Here is a 17,173-nt window from a genome sequence, read left to right as displayed (position 1 = left end):
CAGCGAAGACCTCGCTGCATTTTTAGTTTCTATTCTGATCATACTTATTTGCAGTGATTGCACACACCGCTTACCACCACATCCACATTATGTATGGCGTAGCCTTTTGGTAAGTGGATCTCGGGTACGTCTGTGTCCTCCAGGCAGGTGGTATTACCACACTCTTCGCATTTGAAATGAACGTGATGATCGTGGTGATCGTGTTCCGAGCAGTCCGATTTACAGAGTGCATAGCGAATGGAGGTATCGGTGGTCGGGATACTATGGATGATCCCTTTGTCGAGAAATGTCTGTAAGGTGCGGTAAACTGTCACACGGTCAAAGGTCTGACCCGCCAGCTTTTCAAAGCTGCTGTGTTCAAGTGCGCCATTGCTGTTCATGAACAGCTCCAATATCTTCACACGGGTATCTGTTATGCTGAGCTTACTGGCCCGGAGCAATTCAGTGATACTTGCTTTGTTCTTGTTGCTCATGATAAAATTAGATGAGTTATTTTTCTTCCTTTAACAACCTGGATATGTCTGAGATCAGCTTATCCACATCCGGCTTTTTGGTTCCCTCATAGAGTCCTCTTATGCGTCCTTCTCCATCTACGAGGGCAAACCACTGCGTATGTACAAAGTCTTCGTCTCCTGTATAGGTGCCATCATCCACCAGATATCCGGCTCTTGCTAATTTATACAATTCCTTCTTGGTACCGGTGAGGAACCACCAGTTTTTCGGATCAGCGCCATGCTCTTCTGCATATTTCTTCAGTACAGGAATGCTGTCGGTTTCAGGGTCCACGGTGTGGGATAATATGCGGAAGCGGGGCTCGTCCTTGTAGGCGGCGTATACTTTGGTCATGTTGGCATTCATCTTCGGACAGATGCCGGTACAGGTAGTGAAAAAGTATTCCGCCACGTATATTTTTCCCTCTACGTCCTTACTGGTGATAGTCTTTCCCTCCTGGTTGATAAATGAGAATCCGCCAACGATATGACCATTGGTACCTAGTACCGGTAATTTTTCTTCCGCGAAGAAGCTACCTCTCTCCCCCTTGAGCACGTATCCTGCATAGCCCAGGAAGGCGATGGACAACAGCGCGAAGAATATAATATAGAACACATTCTTTTTAGACATAATGCCAGTCGTTTTACGTTACAAAGGTAGTACACAATTAGCTAAATACACTTGTGCAACTATGTTGCATAAAAAGACTAACTTTGCTTTAACATACTCCTCCTGAGTCGGGGGTATCTTTTACTGACAAGGTTTTACGCATACATAGATTAGGGTAAACAATGTGCTGTGCCGCGTAGGTGCGGCACTTGTTTTTTTACATTTTGAGGCCGATTTTAATACCCACATGGACGCTGGGAAGTACGCTGATCAGTCTTCCATCGTTGGAACCGACCATTCCGTTATCATTATTGAAGTTATTATAGTCATATACTTTCATCCGGACACCCAGTCCCACATAGGGGTCTACAATGAACTTATCTTTCCTGATCTGCCGGCCCAGGAGAAACTGCAGGGCATAGACGTCTTTATTGCCGGTATTCTCGTAGGTACCATTATTAATGGTGACCTTGTCACTGGGATAGAATACCTTCTTATATAATAATACCGGTTGGAAATAGGTTCCCTGTGAGCGGAAAAAATCGTCCTGCCGGGAAACCAGGTACCAGCGTAAGCTGGCGCTGAAGCCCAGGCCTCTGCCGTCTACAAACTGCTCAGTGCTGATATCGGGCTTTTTCTGACCGATATCTATTTTTTTTGCCAGGATATAATCGGGGTAGTCAGTATAGATGCCACTTATCCCCAGTTCGACACTTATCTTTTCCGACAATTCCTGTTCTATGGTGACTTCCAGTTCATTGATCAGCCGGGAGGGGTTTACCTTAATATAGGTAGACCGGCGAAAGGGATGTTTGTCCTGTGCGAAAACAGTGATGACACTAAAGCATAACAGGCAAATAACAAGCAGTGGTTTTTTCATATAGTTGTCTGCATTTGACGACAGCAGTCAGTCGGGAGTTGTAGGATTATAAGGGAAGCCTACAGGCTGAGCTGAAAGCTGTGATTAAGAGGTCAATAATCGTTCCACAATTACCGGATACCACTGATGTTCAAGCAGGTGAATTTTGGCTGCCAGTGTTTCTGGGGTATCGTCCGGGGTGACGGTACAACGTTCCTGCAGGATGGTTGCTCCATCATCATATTTTTCGTTAACGAAGTGAATGGTAATACCGCTTTCTACTTCTTTGGCCAGGATCACTGCTTCATGTACAAACTGGCCATACATACCTTTGCCCCCATATTTTGGTAGCAGCGCCGGATGTATATTAATAATACGGTCCGGGAACGCCTGTACCAGGTTGGCAGGTACCTTCCAAAGGAAACCGGCTAGTACGATCAGATCTGTATCTGCCTGTTGTAACACCTTTATATAATGGTCTGTACGGAAAAACAGTTCTTTTTCTATCAGTACGGACGGGATGCCTTCTTTTTCGGCTATCTTCAGCACGCCAGCTTCCGGCTTGTTACAAAGTATCATAGATACTTTTGCGATGGTCGAGTGACGGAAATGATCGATTATTTTTTGTGCGTTACTACCTGCTCCTGAGGCGAAGATGGCTATATTTTTCAAAATATCTGTGTATTAAGGACGGCGCAAAAGTAACTAATTGGTCTTATTTATGAGCGTGTTTGAACTTTCCCGGGGCCAGGCGGTTTATAAAGGAAACCTGCGAAGCCAGCGAGTGTTAAAAAAGCAACAGCCGAATCAAAAATAATACCATTCAAAAGAACACACCATTATATATATAAGTAAAACGATGAAACCGGAAGCAGGCGATCTCAATTCATGACATTTATCATGTTTTTTTTCATGCGAAACGCATTGACCATTACCTGCTTTACCGCGTCGTATATAGGGAAAAGGAATCAGTGATGCAAGTAAGAATTTTTTATAATTGTTGATAAATTGTCAACATTGTGTCTTATTTTTGTGAGCACTTTTAAAGAAACTTAAGGTCAAATCTAAACTAAATAGGCTGTGTATCGTCGTGTTTCCATTCTTATGCGCAAGCATTTTGTGAGTGTTCTTGTCCTATGCGTTGCAATGATCGCATCCTTGTCCGTAAAGGCTGCAGATCCTGCCAAGGGTAAAACATTGTTTCAGCAGAATTGCGCCAGCTGCCATAATGTTCACAAGCAAGTTACTGGTCCCGCACTGAAGGGTGTGGAAGAGCGTTGGTCTGATAAGAAATTATTACGCCAATGGATTCATAACTCTGGTTCTGTGATCGCATCCGGAGATCCTTATGCTGTTAAACTCTTCAATGACTTTAACAAGCAGGCAATGCCAGGTTTCCCTTCTTTCACCGATGCAGATATCGATGATATCCTTGCTTATATCGCGGATGAAAGCACTAAAGGACCTGCGACTACGAAAGTTGATCCTGCCGCTGCAGCGGGTGGTGCTGGTGAAGATAGCGGTAACAACAGCCTGTTGTTCGGTATCATTACCCTGATCCTGGCGGTTGTAGCACTGATCCTGATGCAGATCAACAGTAGCCTGAATAAACTGGCTGCCGATAAAGATGGTGTTGCGGTTCCTGAACCAGTTCCTTTCTACAAGAACAAAGCATACATCGCCTTATTGATCCTGGTGCTGTTCATCGTAGGTGGTTACTACACTATCAACGGTGCTATCGGTCTGGGACGTCAGAAAGATTACATGCCTAAACAGGAGATCTTCTTCTCTCACAGAGTACACGCCGGTGTTAACCAGATCAACTGTCTGTATTGCCACGCAGGTGCCGAGAAGAGCAAGCACGCCATGATCCCTTCTGAAAATATCTGTATGAACTGTCACAAGACCATCAGCGAATACAGTGGTACTCCTGAGCTGTTCACTGCAGAAGGTCAGAAAGTAAATGGTTCTGCTGAGATCCAGAAATTATACGACCACGTAGGATGGGATAAAACTTCCCAGCAATATACCAAACCTGGTAAACCAATCGAGTGGACCAAGATCCACAACCTGCCTGACCACGTTTACTTTAACCACTCACAGCACATAGTAGCTGGTAAACAGCAATGTCAGACCTGTCACGGTGCAATCACTGAAATGGATGAGGTTCATCAGTTTGCAGAGCTGTCAATGGGCTGGTGTGTAAACTGTCACCGTACAACCAAAGTACAGTTCGCAGATAATAAATACTACAGCATTTTTGAACAGTTCCACCAGCAGGTGAAAGAAGGCAAGATCGACAGCGTAACCGTTGAGATGGTAGGTGGTACTGAATGTCAGAAATGTCACTATTAATAAACTAAATGAAGCAAATCGGGTGAAGGAAGCTGGGGAATGTTAGCGAAGGTCAAATCGTTATGCCGGAATGCCATACTTCAAACGTCAGAACTTCATAGGTGTCTAAAAAAATAATCCGTAACTCGTTAGTATAAATAACATGGAGCAAAAAAAGTATTGGAAAGGCTTGGAGGAGTTGCACAATACCAAGGAACATCAGGAGATTGTGAATAACGAATTCAGAGAGGATTTGCCTTTTGAAGAGAGTGAAAGCCTGTTGAATGCTACTACCCCCCGCAGGGACTTCCTGAAATACCTGGGGTTCACTACTGCAGCTGCTACAATTGCGGCCAGTTGCGAAACGCCTGTTAAAAAAGCAATACCTTATGTAAATAAGCCGGAAGAGATCACTCCCGGTGTTCCGAATTATTACGCTTCCACTTACGCAGTAGACGGTGAGTTCCTGCCTGTTGTGGTAAAAACCCGTGAAGGCCGCCCTATTAAAGTTGATGGTAACGACCTGTCTTCTGTAACCGGCAGTGCTTCCACTGCAAGAGTACAGGGTTCTGTACTGAGCCTGTACGATGCGGCACGTCTGCGTTTCCCAACTATCAACGGTGCGGAAACAACATGGGCAGAACTGGACAAACAGGTAGCTGCTGCACTGGCAGGCCTGGGCAGTGCTCCTATCGTGTTGCTGACTTCTACTATTATCAGTCCTTCTACCAAAAAAGTAATTGCCGGTTTCCAGGCTAAATATCCTGGCTTCCGTCATGTAACATACGATGCAGTATCCTACTCTGGTATGCTGCTGGCTAACGAAGCTTCTTACGGAAAAAGAGCACTGCCTGTATACCACTTCGAAAATGCAAAGACTATCGTAAGTCTTGGTGCAGATTTCCTGGGTACCTGGCTGAATCCCGTAGAATATTCAAAACAGTATGGTGCTAACCGTAAGATCGATGCGAAGAAGCCGGAAATGAGCAAACATTTCCACTTCGAAAGCATGATGAGCGTTACCGGCGCCAATGCTGATGAAAGATATACTCACAAACCATCAGAGACCGGTGCAGTAGCACTGGCCCTGCTGAGCGCTGTAGGTGGTGCTGTAAGCAAACCAGCTATCGCTGACAAACGCCTCGCAGAAGGTATCGAAAAAGCGGCGAAAGCGCTGAGAGACAGCCAGGGTAAAGCACTGGTTGTAAGCGGTTCCAATGATGTAAACGTACAGATCATCGTTAACGCCATCAACAGCCAGATCGGCGCGAATGGTGTAACTATCGACTGGGCTTCTACTGTTAGCTACCGTCAGGGTATCGACAGCGAAATGGCGCAGCTGGTAAGCGATCTGAATGCTGGTAGCATCGGCGCTTTATTCGTATACGGTGTGAACCCTGCTTATGACTACTATGATGCCGCGAAATTCATCTCCGGTGTTAAGCAGGCGAAACTGACCGTTACTTTCAACGATCGTAAAGACGAAACTTCTGAACTGTTCAAATATGCGGCTCCTGCTCATCACTACCTGGAAAGCTGGGGAGATGCTGAAGGCCGTACCGGATATTTCAGTTTCATACAACCTACCATTGCACCACTGTTCAAAACACGTGCATTCGAATCTACCCTGCTGGCATGGAGCGGAAACGCTACTTCCTGGGAAGATTTCCTGAAGAACGAATGGATCACCAAACTGGGTAGCCAGGAAGCGTGGGACAAAGTACTGCAGGATGGTATCATAGAACCTGCACAGGCTCCTGCTTTAGGTGGTGCTGCTTTCGCAGGTGATGTTGCAGCAGCTGCTGCAAAGATCAACAGTGCTAAGAAAGGCGGTAAGCTGGAACTGGTACTGTATGAAAAAGTAGCTATCGGTAACGGTAAGGAAGCCAACAACCCATGGTTGCAGGAAATGCCGGATCCAATCACCCGTGCTACATGGGATAACTATGCAGTTATTTCCAACACTCTCGCTAAAACGTTCCACACTGAACTGGGAGACGACTACGAAATCAACAATGACAGGACTGTACTGAAGATCAAAGCAAATGGTAAGGAAATATCCCTGCCGCTGCTGATCCTGCCTGGTATCCATCCTGAAGTAGTTGCGATCGCAGTAGGTTACGGACGTAACAACAATGCCGGTAAAGCTGCAGCAGGCGTAGGTAAAAATGCCTATCCTTTAGTTAGCTACAACGGTCAGACTTTTGATTATTTCGCTGCTGAAGCTTCCGTAGAGAAGACTGCAGAAGTGGCTCAGATAGGTGTTACTCAAACACACAACAGTTACGAAGGTCGTCCTATCGTGAAAGAAACCACCCTGGAAGAGTTCATCAAGAACCCTAAAGAGGTGAATGAAGACCGTCAGGAGATATTCGAGAAATTCGGCGCTGGTAAAGAAGAGAATTTCCGTGCAGGTGGTACCCTGTATCCGGATGTTCACCAATACCAGGGTGTTAAGTGGGGCATGTCTATCGACCTGAATACCTGTTTCGGTTGCGGTGCATGTACTATCGCATGTCAGGCTGAAAACAACGTATCAGTAGTTGGTAAAGAACAGGTGATCAAGGCACACGAAATGCACTGGCTGCGTATTGACCGTTACTTCAGCGGTGATGAAAACAATCCTGAAGTAGTGTTCCAGCCAATGCTGTGTCAGCACTGCGATAACGCTCCTTGTGAGAACGTTTGTCCGGTAGCAGCTACCAACCACAGCTCCGAAGGTATCAACCAGATGGCTTACAACCGTTGTATCGGTACCCGTTATTGCGCAAACAACTGTCCATATAAGGTTCGTCGCTTCAACTGGAGAGACTGGAACGGTGCGGACAGCTTCGAAAATAACCTGTATGATGTAGCAGGTATGAACGACAGCCTGACACGTATGGTGCTGAACCCTGATGTAGTGGTTCGTAGCCGTGGTGTAATGGAAAAATGTTCTTTCTGCGTACAGCGTTTACAGGATGCTAAACTGACTGCGAAGAAAGCAGGCCGTCCAATGAAGGATGGTGAAGCTAAAACTGCTTGTCAGGTAGCATGTGCTGCTGATGCTATCGTATTCGGTAACATCAACGATAAAGAAAGCCGCATTGCAAAACTGCGTAATGAAGAGCAGAAAGACAGGCTGTACTATGTGCTGGAAGAAACCCACACATTGCCTTCCGTGAACTACCTGGCTAAGATCAGAAACAAAGCTGCTGAGCCAAAAGCAAAAGCACATCACGGAGAAGAAGCTCATCATGAAGCAGCAGCAAAACATGAAGCGTAAGCGAGGGTTGAGCTGATTAGAAAGAAAGATTAACAGAGAGATAAAGTTTTAAGTTTAGAACAATTAAAGCTCCTTATTCTGCATCCAGGTGCAGGCGTAGGGGTTAAAGCTTAAAGAATTATGCATTTAAAGTACGAATCCACACTAAGAGAACCATTAGTTGATGGGGTGAAAGATTACCACCAGGTAACAGAAGATATCATCAGCCCGATTGAAGCCAAGCCTGGTAAATTGTGGTATGTGGGCTTTTTCATTTCCTTACTGTTACTGGGATTCGGTGTTTTCTCCGTGACCTGGGAAGTTTATTACGGTACAGGTGTGTGGAACCTGAATAAGACTATCGGTTGGGGTTGGGATATCACCAACTTCGTATGGTGGGTAGGTATCGGTCACGCCGGTACACTGATCTCTGCGATCCTCCTGCTGTTCCGTCAGGGATGGCGTACAGGGGTGAACCGTGCGGCAGAAGCGATGACCATCTTCGCGGTAATGTGCGCGGGTCAGTTCCCGATCTTCCACATGGGTCGTGTATGGATGGCCTTCTTCGTATTGCCTTATCCTAACACCCGTGGTCCGCTGTGGGTGAACTTCAACTCCCCGCTGTTGTGGGACGTGTTTGCGATCTCTACTTACTTTACCGTATCTCTCCTGTTCTGGTATTCCGGTCTGATCCCTGACTTCGCAACAGTGCGTGACAGGGCTAAAACCAAACTGCGTAAGTTATTATATGGTATCGCTTCTTTCGGCTGGACTGGTTCTACCAAACACTGGCAACGTCATGAAGCACTGTCGCTGGTACTGGCAGGTTTATCTACTCCACTGGTACTCTCCGTACACACCATCGTATCTTTTGACTTCGCTACTTCCGTAATTCCTGGTTGGCATACTACCATCTTCCCTCCATACTTCGTGGCGGGTGCGATCTTCTCCGGATTCGCAATGGTACAGACCCTGCTGATCATCGTACGTAAAATATTAAAACTCGAAGAATACATTACCCTGGGTCACATGGAAGCCATGAACAAGGTAATTGTACTGACAGGTTCCGTTGTAGGTTGTGCTTATCTGACTGAGTTGTTCATGGCATGGTATGCAGCAGTTCCTTACGAATTTGCCACATTCTATAAATACCGTGCAGCTGGTCCGCTGGGTTGGTCTTACTGGATCATGATGACCTGTAACGTGATCACTCCGCAGGTGTTCTGGTTCAGCAAAATGAGAAGGAACGTTGCGGTAACATTCATCATGTCTATCGTTGTGAACATCGGTATGTGGTTCGAGCGTTTCGTGATCATCTGTACTTCACTGTACCGCGATTACCTGCCATCCAGCTGGAGTTACTATCGTCCGTCCTGGCCTGAAGTAGGTTTCTACATGGGTACTTTCGGATTGTTCTTTACCTGCTTCTTCCTGTTCGCTAAATACTTCCCGGTTATCGCTGTAGCTGAGATCAAGAGTGTACTGAAGACATCTGGTGAAAGCTTCAAGAAAGATATGGAGAAATATGAGCAGCAGCCTGCAGAACAGTTTGTAGCGGGTTTACACCACCACGATGATCATCATCATGATGCACACGGTGCTGTAGCGCATGCGCATAACTAATCTTATCACCGGGTAATACCGGGCATGTAAAAGATCTGGATTTCGTTTTTTAGACTAAGAATTTTTTAAACATATGGCGGTTAAAAATTTTGTTGTAGCAAGTTTTAGTGATGAGGCGGTATTGTTTCCGGCAGTGAAAAAAGTAAGAACTGCAGGTTACAAGATTCACGATGTGTACACACCATTTCCGGTGCATGGTCTTGACCACGCATTGGGTCTGCGGGAAACCAGCCTGCACACTGCCGGCTTCATTTACGGTATCACCGGTACTACTACGGCATTATCCTGCATGAGCTGGGTATTTAACTCTGACTGGCCTATGAATATAGGTGGTAAGCCACACTTTCCGCTGCCAGCGTTCATTCCTATCACTTTCGAGTTGACAGTGTTGTTCTCTGCAGTAGGTATGGTGCTCACATTCTGCTACCTGTGTCAGCTGGCTCCTTTTGTAAAGAAGCATATCTTCCATCCCCGTCAGACAGACGATCTGTTTGTAATGGCGATCGAAGTAACTGCCAAGACCAATACTGAAGAGCTGAAAAGCTTCCTCGCAAGTATCGGCGGCCAGCAGATTAACGAGCAGCGTGCGGAAGCAGGTTGGTGGTATGGTCGTTTCGACCGTGAAGACCGCCTGTTTGAAACCAAACGGGTAGAAGCTGTTAATGCATAAACTCAGAATTTAAAACTTTCCGGTGAAGTATTTTCCCGGAAGGAGCACACAGAACATAAGCTTGAATTATAATATACAGATGAAAAGGACTTCCAACATATTGATCGCGGCTGCTTTGGTAAGTGGAGCTTTGTTATCGGCATGCGGAAAGAACAACAGAAAACCCGGCTCACATTATATGCCGGATATGGTTGAATCCCGTGCTTACGAGTTCTATAGTGAGCGTCTTTCTACCATGAAGCCAGTGGAAGGAACAGTAAAAAGAGGAGAGCTGCTGCCTTACCATCTGAAAGCGGCAGATACCGCACTGGCTAATGCAGTAAAAAATCCACTGATGCTCACCAAAGCGGATCTGGAGGAAGGAAAACGTTTATTTAATATTTACTGTGCTATCTGCCATGGTTCAAAGCTGGACGGTAACGGTCCGCTGTACAATGGTGGTAATGGTCCTTATGTAGCTGCTCCGGCCAACCTGGCCAGCGGTCCTAAGTCCGACTACTCACAGGGACGTCTGTTCCACGTAATGACTTATGGCTTCAATGCGATGGGTAGTTACGCAAGTCAGCTGGACAGAGAACAGCGCTGGAAGATAGCTGCGTATATCCGTAGTTTCCAGAACAACGGAGCGCATGCAGCAGAAGTGCTGGCTAGTGACTCAACCCAGGCAGCTCCTGCCGCTCCTGCAGTAGCAGCAGCAACAGAAGCGCCAGCGGCTCAGGATTCAACAGCGACTAAATAAGATAAACTAGCATTCAATCAAGTATTTTAATATACAGTAATGAAGGACCAATTTGTAGTACCGGCAAGATTAAAAACGACCAGCTTCGTGTTAATGGGTATTGGCTTGCTGACTTTGTTGATCGGAATTTTTGCATTTCATGGTGAGCATGGCTCTACACGTTTCTGGGCTGGCCTCCTCCAGAACAGTTCATTCTTTGCGCTGATAGTCCTGGCAAGTACCTTCTTTATTGGAGCTACTACCCTGGCGCATGGCGGTTGGCAGATTGGTTTCCGCCGCGTTCCGGAAGCTATCTCAATGGCACTGCCTGTATTGGGTGGTATTCTGTTCTTAGTGCTTATGCTGATTGTATTCGGTGGAAAAGAGCATATCTACCACTGGGTAAATGCAGAACATGTTAAACATGATGAAATATTAACCTGGAAATCAGCTTTCTTAAATAAAGGAATGTTCACAGGCTTCATGCTTGTAACCATCGGCCTCTGGATATTCTTTACAATAAAATTGCGCAACATGTCCATCCAGGAAGATGGATGGGACCTGACAGCAGCAACAGGCCGTCGTATCATCTGGAGAAATACTGTATGGTGCGGTGCATTTATCGTGATCTACGCACTGAGCGTTGGTTCTACTTCTCCATGGCTGATCCTGATGAGTATCGATGCTCACTGGTACTCTACCATGTATAGCTGGTACACCTTCGCAAGCACCTGGGTATCTGGTATTGCACTGATCATCCTGTTCCTGGTTTACCTGAAACGTAACGGTTACCTGCCGAATGTAAATGAAGAGCATCTGCATGACCTGGGTAAATTCGCTTTCGCTTTCAGTATCTTCTGGACATACCTCTGGTTCTCCCAGTATATGCTGATCTGGTACGCAAACATGCCTGAAGAAACTGTCTACTTCAAACCACGCGTATGGGGCGAGTGGAGACCAATCTTCTTCCTGAACCTGCTGATTAACTTCATCACACCGTTATTATATCTGATGAAACGGGATACCAAACGTAACTATTCTTCCATGGTGTTCATCTCTATCGTGATCATCTTCGGTCACTGGCTGGACTTCTGGCAGATGGTAGGCCCTGGTACTTACGGACACCTGGTGTTCCCTTGGTACGAAGCTGGTCTGGCTGTAGGTTTCGTTGGTCTGATCATATTCCTGGCAAGTAACCATCTGACTAAAGCAGCATTGGTGCCAAAGAATCACCCTTATCTGAAAGAAAGTATTATACACCACACCTGATCATCGGGCATTAATGGAGATTCCGGTGTGCAAATACCGGATGTGACAGGTAGTAACGAAAAGCATTAGATAACTTAATTATTTCAAATAGCAATGTCAGGATTTTTAGCAGTCTTAGTTGTTGTGCTCATATTCGTAGTCATCTTCCAGATTGCGAAGGCCAGCGAGTATGTGTCCATATTGAAGGGAGAAAAGAAAACGCGTCAGCAATCCAACCGTGTAAATGGTTTCCTGTTGATGGCCTTCCTGGTACTGGGCCTGATAGGTGTATATTATTGTAACGAAGCCTTGAAGGGTAAGATTCTTATGGAAGCGGCCTCCGAGCAGGGTAAGGGTATCGACGATATGATCAAAACAACTTTGATCATTACAGGTGTCGTATTTGTGATCACCCAGATCTTGTTGTTCTGGTTCGCGTTCAAATATCAGGAGAAAGAAGGACGCCAGGCGTTTTACTTCCCTCATAACAATAAACTGGAGTTAATATGGACGGTTATCCCGGCTATTGCGCTCACTATCCTGGTGGCATTCGGTTTAAGACACTGGTTCCGTATCACTTCCGATGCTCCGAAAGATGCAATGGTAGTTGAAATTACCGGTAAGCAGTTCAACTGGTTGATCCGTTACCCGGGTAAAGACAACCAGCTGGGTCGTAAAGACTTTAAAAATATCAATGATGCGAACAATCCTGTAGGTCAGGATTGGGAAGATCAGCTGAATAAGGACGACTACATGGCTACAGAAATGCACCTTGTAGTTAACAAGCCTGTAAAACTGATCATTGGTTCCCGTGATGTGATACACGACGTAGGTCTGTCTCACTTCCGTTTGAAGATGGACGCTGTTCCGGGTATTCCTACTACATTATGGTTTACTCCGACCAAGACAACCAAGCAGATGAGGGAAACAACAGGCAATGCTGATTTCGTATATGAAATCTCTTGTGATCAGATGTGTGGTGCGGGTCACTACTCCATGAAGGCAAACATCGTGGTAGAAACACAGGCTGAGTATGATGCATGGGCTGCAAAACAGGTAGCTCAGTATGCAGTAGCTCATCCGGCACCGGCAGCTCCAGCTGCTCCGGCGGCAACTCCGGCTCCGGCTGCGGATTCTGCACATCAGGAAAAAGTAGTGGCGGTAAATGAAGCTAAACACTAATTTTGTTTAGCCGAAGAGATTAATATTAATAGACGCAGGTATTTAAAAATTATAAGATAAACTGGTAGCGGTACTCCCCGATGACAGTTTTATATAAATAGAACCGATTATGAGTAACGAAGCAACATTGCACAGTCAGGAGGTAATTCATGGTGTACACGCGCACGATCACGGGCACGATGATCATGATCACCATCATGAGGGCGGCTTCATTTCGAAGTACGTTTTCAGTCTGGACCACAAAACCATTGCGAAGCAATTTCTGATCACCGGTATCATCTGGGCTATCATAGGTGCTTTCTTCTCTGTACTGTTCCGTTTGCAACTGGGTTTCCCGGATGCTACTTTCCCCTGGCTGGAAAGCATCCTGGGTCACTGGGCTAAAGGTGGACGTATTACTCCTGAAGCTTACTATGCATTGGTAACCATGCATGGTACCATATTGGTATTCTTTGTATTAACAGCCGGTTTGAGCGGTACTTTCTCCAACCTGCTGATTCCATTGCAGGTGGGTGCCCGCGATATGGCTTCTCCCCTGATGAACTGTATGAGTTACTGGGCATTCTTCCTCGCCAGCGTGGTGATGATGGCTTCCCTCTTCGTGCAGACAGGTCCTGCTTCCGGTGGTTGGACAGCTTATCCTCCACTGAGTGCGCTGGGTGATGCTTCAATCGGTTCTAAAATAGGTATGGACTTATGGTTGATCAGTATGGCGCTGTTCGTTGTTTCGCAGCTGCTGGGTGGTCTGAACTATATCTCCACTATCCTGAATATGCGTACTAAAGGTATGACCATGACGAAGATGCCGCTGACTATCTGGAGCTTCTTCTTCACTGCCGTACTGGGTGTACTTTCCTTCCCTGTATTATTATCTGGTTTTATCCTGCTGCTGTTTGACCGTCATGCAGGTACCAGCTTCTACCTGGCCGATCTGTTCGTTGCGGGTAAGGCACTGCCTAACGAAGGTGGTAGCGCGATCCTGTATCAACACTTGTTCTGGTTCCTCGGTCACCCTGAGGTATATATCATTATCCTGCCTGCGATGGGTATGGTATCTGAGATCCTGGCGGTTAACTCCCGCAAGCCGATCTTCGGTTACCTCGCGATGGTGGGTTCTATGTTCGCGATCGTTATCCTGGCGTTCCTGGTATGGGCGCACCATATGTTCGTAACGGGTCTGAATCCATTCCTGGGTGCATTCTTCGTACTGTTAACATTGTTGATCGCGGTACCATCTGCTATCAAGGTGTTCAACTGGCTCACTACCATCTGGAAAGGTAACCTGCGCTTTACGCCTGGTATGCTGTTCGCTATCGGTTTCGTGAGCACATTCATCTCCGGTGGTCTGACTGGTATCTGGCTGGGTAACTCTTCTATCGATATTCACCTGCACGATACATACTTCGTAATTGCGCACTTCCACATCGTAATGGGTGTATCTGCGTTCTTCGGTACGTTCGCCGGTGTATACCACTGGTTCCCTAAAATGTTTGGCCGTTATCTGAACAATACAATAGCCTACATTCACTTCTGGATCACCCTGATCGGCGCTTACCTGATCTTCTGGCCTATGCACTATGAAGGTATGGCAGGTATGCCAAGAAGGTATTACGATTACTCCAGCTGGGAATCATTCAAACAGTTTAATGATCTGAACCACTTTATCAGTATAGTAGTGATCCTGGTGTTCGCCGCACAGCTGATGTTCGTGTTCAACTTCTTCTATAGCATCTTCCGTGGTAGAAAAGTTACTACTACTAACCCATGGAGCGCTACAACACTGGAATGGACTACGCCAATCAATCCTGGTCACGGTAACTGGATAGGTGAAATTCCTGAAGTTTACCGTTGGGCATATGACTACAGCAAGAATGGTAAGGATTTCGTACCACAGACTGTACCATTGTCACCAGACGAAGAGAAAGAAAGTCATTAATAAGTTGAATTTTTGGGCAAACTACAGGATAACACCTGTAGGAATGGGCTGAAGAAATGATAAGAGAAAACTCGATAAAATTGTCGACATCGTATGCAGTAGCCAGTAAAGTGAAGGATTACTCTCAGTTAATGAAGTTTAATCTCACTATCATGGTTGTGTTTTCAAGTGTTGTGGGGTATCTGCTGGTGCCGGGAGTCGGGTTCAATCTGATAAAAGTTCTTACTTTATTTGCCGGTGGCTTACTGGTGTCTGGCTCTGCCAACACTATTAACCAGTTACTGGAAAAAGAAACGGATAAACTAATGGCGCGTACAGCCGTACGCCCTTTACCCGCCGGCCGGATGTCTGATACAGAAGCTATTATACTGGCTATTGTAACGGGCGTATCCGGACTGGTGATCCTGGCGCTGGGCTTCAACCTGCTGTGTGCAGGACTGAGCCTGCTATCCCTGGTGTTGTACGGATTCGTATATACGCCGTGGAAAAAATGGAACTCACTGGCCGTGCTGGTGGGTGCTGTGCCAGGAGCATTACCTCTGCTCATCGGATGGGCCGGAGGCGCCAATGCAATAGGTGAAGGCGGATGGGCATTATTTGCTATCCAATTCCTGTGGCAGTTCCCTCACTTCTGGGCTATCGCCTGGATAGGTTATAAGGACTACACCAGGGCTGGGTTCAAACTGTTACCCGCTGGCGGTGAACCTAACAAGCTGATCGCATTACAGGCTGTTCTTTACACACTGTTGCTGATCCCTGCAGGTTTATTACCTTATTATCTGCGTATCAGTGGCGCGGTTTCTGCGATCGTGGTATTGCTGGTAACATTGTTCTTCCTGTACCGTGCATTTAACCTGTATAGGAAATGTGATGTACCTGCCGCCAGAAAGCTGATGTTTGGTTCATATATTTATTTGATGGTCATGGAGTTTGCACTACTCTTTGACAAGATCGGATAGTCAATTTTTGAAACAAGGAGTGATGGACGCAATGAGCTTACAACGAAAAAAAATACATCCGCATAAATATTCCCTATGGATAGCAATGGGTAGTATTACCATGATGTTCATCGGGTTTACGAGTGCGTATGTAGTAAAGCGTGCGCAGGCAAACTGGTTCACCTTCCAGTTACCGGTTATCTTCTGGATCTCCACTGCAGTTATCCTGACCAGCAGTGCAACCATACAGATGGCGGTAAAACAGTTCCGTAACAGGAACATGCAGCGGTATAAGCAGCTGATCACGCTGACCGCAGTACTGGGAGTGGCTTTTGCGGCGTGTCAGTGGATTGGTTTCAAACAGATGACTGATATGGGGCTTCCGTTAAGCGGACCAGCATCTGTATCTTTCATTTACGTGATAGTAAGTGTACACCTGTTGCACGTGCTGGGTGGTGTTGTTGCACTGCTGATTATGTTTGGCAGGGCCTTCCGTACCAGGATCCGTACTTATAGTCCGGTTCCCATAGAAGTAGCAGCCACATATTGGCATTTTGTGGATGGGTTATGGATTTACCTGTTGATATTTCTGAGTATTGCCAGATAAACTTTCTAAAAATTAATTACAAAACAAACAATGGATACAGCAGTTACAGCGAAGAAAAAATGGTGGTCCGGGGGACATTCTCCTTTTAATGTGAGCTACGGAAAGTTGATGATGTGGTACTTCCTGATGTCAGATGCCTTTACTTTTGGTGCATTGCTGATATCATACGGTACGATCCGCTTCATGAGTACTTCCTGGCCTGATCCCAACGCGGTGTTCCACGCATTCCCTGGTATGGGACATGCAGATCTGCCACTGGTATTTGTGAGCGTGATGACCTTCATCCTGATCATGAGTTCTGTAACAATGGTATTGGCTGTACACGCTGGTCACATGAGAGACCGTAAGGCTGTTGTGAAATGGATGGCCTGGACTATCCTCGGTGGTATCGCCTTCCTGTCCTGTCAGGCATGGGAATGGACGCACTTGTATCATTCCGGTGCATGGTGGGGACGCAACCCTTTCCTGAACGTTGACGGAACGCTGGCTTCTACTAACTTTACCAACTTCTTCTTTACCATTACAGGTTTCCACGGTTTACACGTAACTTCCGGTGTGGTGCTGAACATTATCATCCTGGCTAACGTGCTGAAAGGTACTTACGAAGAAAGAGGCCACTATGAAATGATTGAAAAGGTTGGTTTATACTGGCACTTCGTAGATCTGGTATGGGTATTTGTATTCACCTGTTTCTACCTGCTCTGATCGAAGGT

Annotated in this window: 15 protein-coding genes; 11 read left to right on the top strand and 4 right to left on the bottom strand. The window is 46.2% G+C overall.

What is annotated here, in order from left to right; genetic code table 11:
• Positions 1-44 precede the first annotated feature (44 nt).
• The 4 genes from L3C95_RS02275 to purN all read right to left on the bottom strand — a co-directional run bounded on the left by L3C95_RS02275 (position 45) and on the right by purN (position 2,632).
• Positions 45-473 carry a Fur family transcriptional regulator gene (locus tag L3C95_RS02275; protein WP_236384766.1) on the bottom strand — a complete coding sequence of 143 codons (429 nt, stop codon included), beginning with the start codon at positions 471-473 and terminating at the stop codon, positions 45-47.
• Positions 474-489: 16 nt separating this feature from the next.
• A complete protein-coding gene (locus tag L3C95_RS02270; protein WP_236384764.1) occupies positions 490-1,122 on the bottom strand; it encodes an SCO family protein in 633 nt (210 codons plus the stop codon).
• Between the two features lie 196 nt (positions 1,123-1,318).
• The gene (locus tag L3C95_RS02265) at positions 1,319-1,981 is read right to left on the bottom strand and encodes a hypothetical protein (protein WP_236384762.1); all 663 of its coding nucleotides are present in this window, start codon (positions 1,979-1,981) and stop codon (positions 1,319-1,321) included.
• Between the two features lie 84 nt (positions 1,982-2,065).
• Positions 2,066-2,632: a phosphoribosylglycinamide formyltransferase gene (purN, locus tag L3C95_RS02260; protein ID WP_236384758.1), complete on the bottom strand. Its 567-nt coding sequence runs from the start codon at positions 2,630-2,632 to the stop codon at positions 2,066-2,068.
• Between the two features lie 474 nt (positions 2,633-3,106).
• On the opposite strand from purN, the gene L3C95_RS02255 reads away from it, so the two are divergent.
• From L3C95_RS02255 to L3C95_RS02205, 11 genes are all read left to right on the top strand, one after another.
• Complete coding sequence (locus L3C95_RS02255; protein WP_236384756.1) at positions 3,107-4,315, top strand: c-type cytochrome; 1,209 nt, start codon at positions 3,107-3,109, stop codon at positions 4,313-4,315.
• A 142-nt stretch (positions 4,316-4,457) separates the two neighbouring features.
• On the top strand, positions 4,458-7,559 hold the full coding sequence (locus L3C95_RS02250) for a TAT-variant-translocated molybdopterin oxidoreductase (RefSeq protein ID WP_236384754.1): 3,102 nt from the start codon (positions 4,458-4,460) through the stop codon (positions 7,557-7,559).
• A 120-nt stretch (positions 7,560-7,679) separates the two neighbouring features.
• A complete protein-coding gene (gene nrfD / locus L3C95_RS02245) occupies positions 7,680-9,161 on the top strand; it encodes an NrfD/PsrC family molybdoenzyme membrane anchor subunit (protein WP_236384753.1) in 1,482 nt (493 codons plus the stop codon).
• Between the two features lie 73 nt (positions 9,162-9,234).
• A complete protein-coding gene (locus tag L3C95_RS02240; RefSeq protein WP_236384750.1) occupies positions 9,235-9,831 on the top strand; it encodes a DUF3341 domain-containing protein in 597 nt (198 codons plus the stop codon).
• A 79-nt stretch (positions 9,832-9,910) separates the two neighbouring features.
• Positions 9,911-10,570 (top strand): c-type cytochrome, encoded by a 660-nt coding sequence (locus L3C95_RS02235; RefSeq protein WP_236384748.1) that lies wholly within the window; start codon positions 9,911-9,913, stop codon positions 10,568-10,570.
• A 39-nt stretch (positions 10,571-10,609) separates the two neighbouring features.
• Positions 10,610-11,818, top strand: a complete 1,209-nt coding sequence (locus L3C95_RS02230; RefSeq protein ID WP_236384746.1) for a quinol:cytochrome C oxidoreductase — start codon at positions 10,610-10,612, stop codon at positions 11,816-11,818.
• 93 nt (positions 11,819-11,911) lie between these two features.
• Complete coding sequence (locus tag L3C95_RS02225) at positions 11,912-12,979, top strand: cytochrome c oxidase subunit II (protein ID WP_236384744.1); 1,068 nt, start codon at positions 11,912-11,914, stop codon at positions 12,977-12,979.
• A 109-nt stretch (positions 12,980-13,088) separates the two neighbouring features.
• Positions 13,089-14,915, top strand: a complete 1,827-nt coding sequence (locus L3C95_RS02220) for a cbb3-type cytochrome c oxidase subunit I (protein WP_236384743.1) — start codon at positions 13,089-13,091, stop codon at positions 14,913-14,915.
• 80 nt (positions 14,916-14,995) lie between these two features.
• A complete protein-coding gene (gene cyoE, locus L3C95_RS02215) occupies positions 14,996-15,874 on the top strand; it encodes a heme o synthase (protein WP_236384742.1) in 879 nt (292 codons plus the stop codon).
• A 22-nt stretch (positions 15,875-15,896) separates the two neighbouring features.
• Positions 15,897-16,460 (top strand): heme-copper oxidase subunit III, encoded by a 564-nt coding sequence (locus L3C95_RS02210; RefSeq protein WP_236384741.1) that lies wholly within the window; start codon positions 15,897-15,899, stop codon positions 16,458-16,460.
• Between the two features lie 30 nt (positions 16,461-16,490).
• On the top strand, positions 16,491-17,165 hold the full coding sequence (locus L3C95_RS02205) for a cytochrome c oxidase subunit 3 (protein WP_236384740.1): 675 nt from the start codon (positions 16,491-16,493) through the stop codon (positions 17,163-17,165).
• Positions 17,166-17,173: the final 8 nt, after the last annotated feature.

Source organism: Chitinophaga filiformis, assembly GCF_021646545.1.
Lineage (GTDB): Bacteria > Bacteroidota > Bacteroidia > Chitinophagales > Chitinophagaceae > Chitinophaga > Chitinophaga filiformis_A.
Note: the sequence above shows the minus strand (reverse complement) of the source record. Positions and strands in the feature narration are given on the sequence as shown.

Bases quoted from the DNA above. Each gene is read 5' to 3' on its own strand.
- L3C95_RS02275 (WP_236384766.1), bottom strand. From the start codon at position 473: ATGAGCAACAAGAACAAAGCAAGTATCACTGAATTGCTCCGGGCCAGT.
- L3C95_RS02270 (WP_236384764.1), bottom strand. From the start codon at position 1,122: ATGTCTAAAAAGAATGTGTTCTATATTATATTCTTCGCGCTGTTGTCC.
- L3C95_RS02265 (WP_236384762.1), bottom strand. From the start codon at position 1,981: ATGAAAAAACCACTGCTTGTTATTTGCCTGTTATGCTTTAGTGTCATC.
- L3C95_RS02255 (WP_236384756.1), top strand. From the start codon at position 3,107: ATGATCGCATCCTTGTCCGTAAAGGCTGCAGATCCTGCCAAGGGTAAA.
- L3C95_RS02250 (WP_236384754.1), top strand. From the start codon at position 4,458: ATGGAGCAAAAAAAGTATTGGAAAGGCTTGGAGGAGTTGCACAATACC.
- nrfD (WP_236384753.1), top strand. From the start codon at position 7,680: ATGCATTTAAAGTACGAATCCACACTAAGAGAACCATTAGTTGATGGG.
- L3C95_RS02240 (WP_236384750.1), top strand. From the start codon at position 9,235: ATGGCGGTTAAAAATTTTGTTGTAGCAAGTTTTAGTGATGAGGCGGTA.
- L3C95_RS02235 (WP_236384748.1), top strand. From the start codon at position 9,911: ATGAAAAGGACTTCCAACATATTGATCGCGGCTGCTTTGGTAAGTGGA.
- L3C95_RS02230 (WP_236384746.1), top strand. From the start codon at position 10,610: ATGAAGGACCAATTTGTAGTACCGGCAAGATTAAAAACGACCAGCTTC.
- L3C95_RS02225 (WP_236384744.1), top strand. From the start codon at position 11,912: ATGTCAGGATTTTTAGCAGTCTTAGTTGTTGTGCTCATATTCGTAGTC.
- L3C95_RS02220 (WP_236384743.1), top strand. From the start codon at position 13,089: ATGAGTAACGAAGCAACATTGCACAGTCAGGAGGTAATTCATGGTGTA.
- L3C95_RS02210 (WP_236384741.1), top strand. From the start codon at position 15,897: ATGGACGCAATGAGCTTACAACGAAAAAAAATACATCCGCATAAATAT.
- L3C95_RS02205 (WP_236384740.1), top strand. From the start codon at position 16,491: ATGGATACAGCAGTTACAGCGAAGAAAAAATGGTGGTCCGGGGGACAT.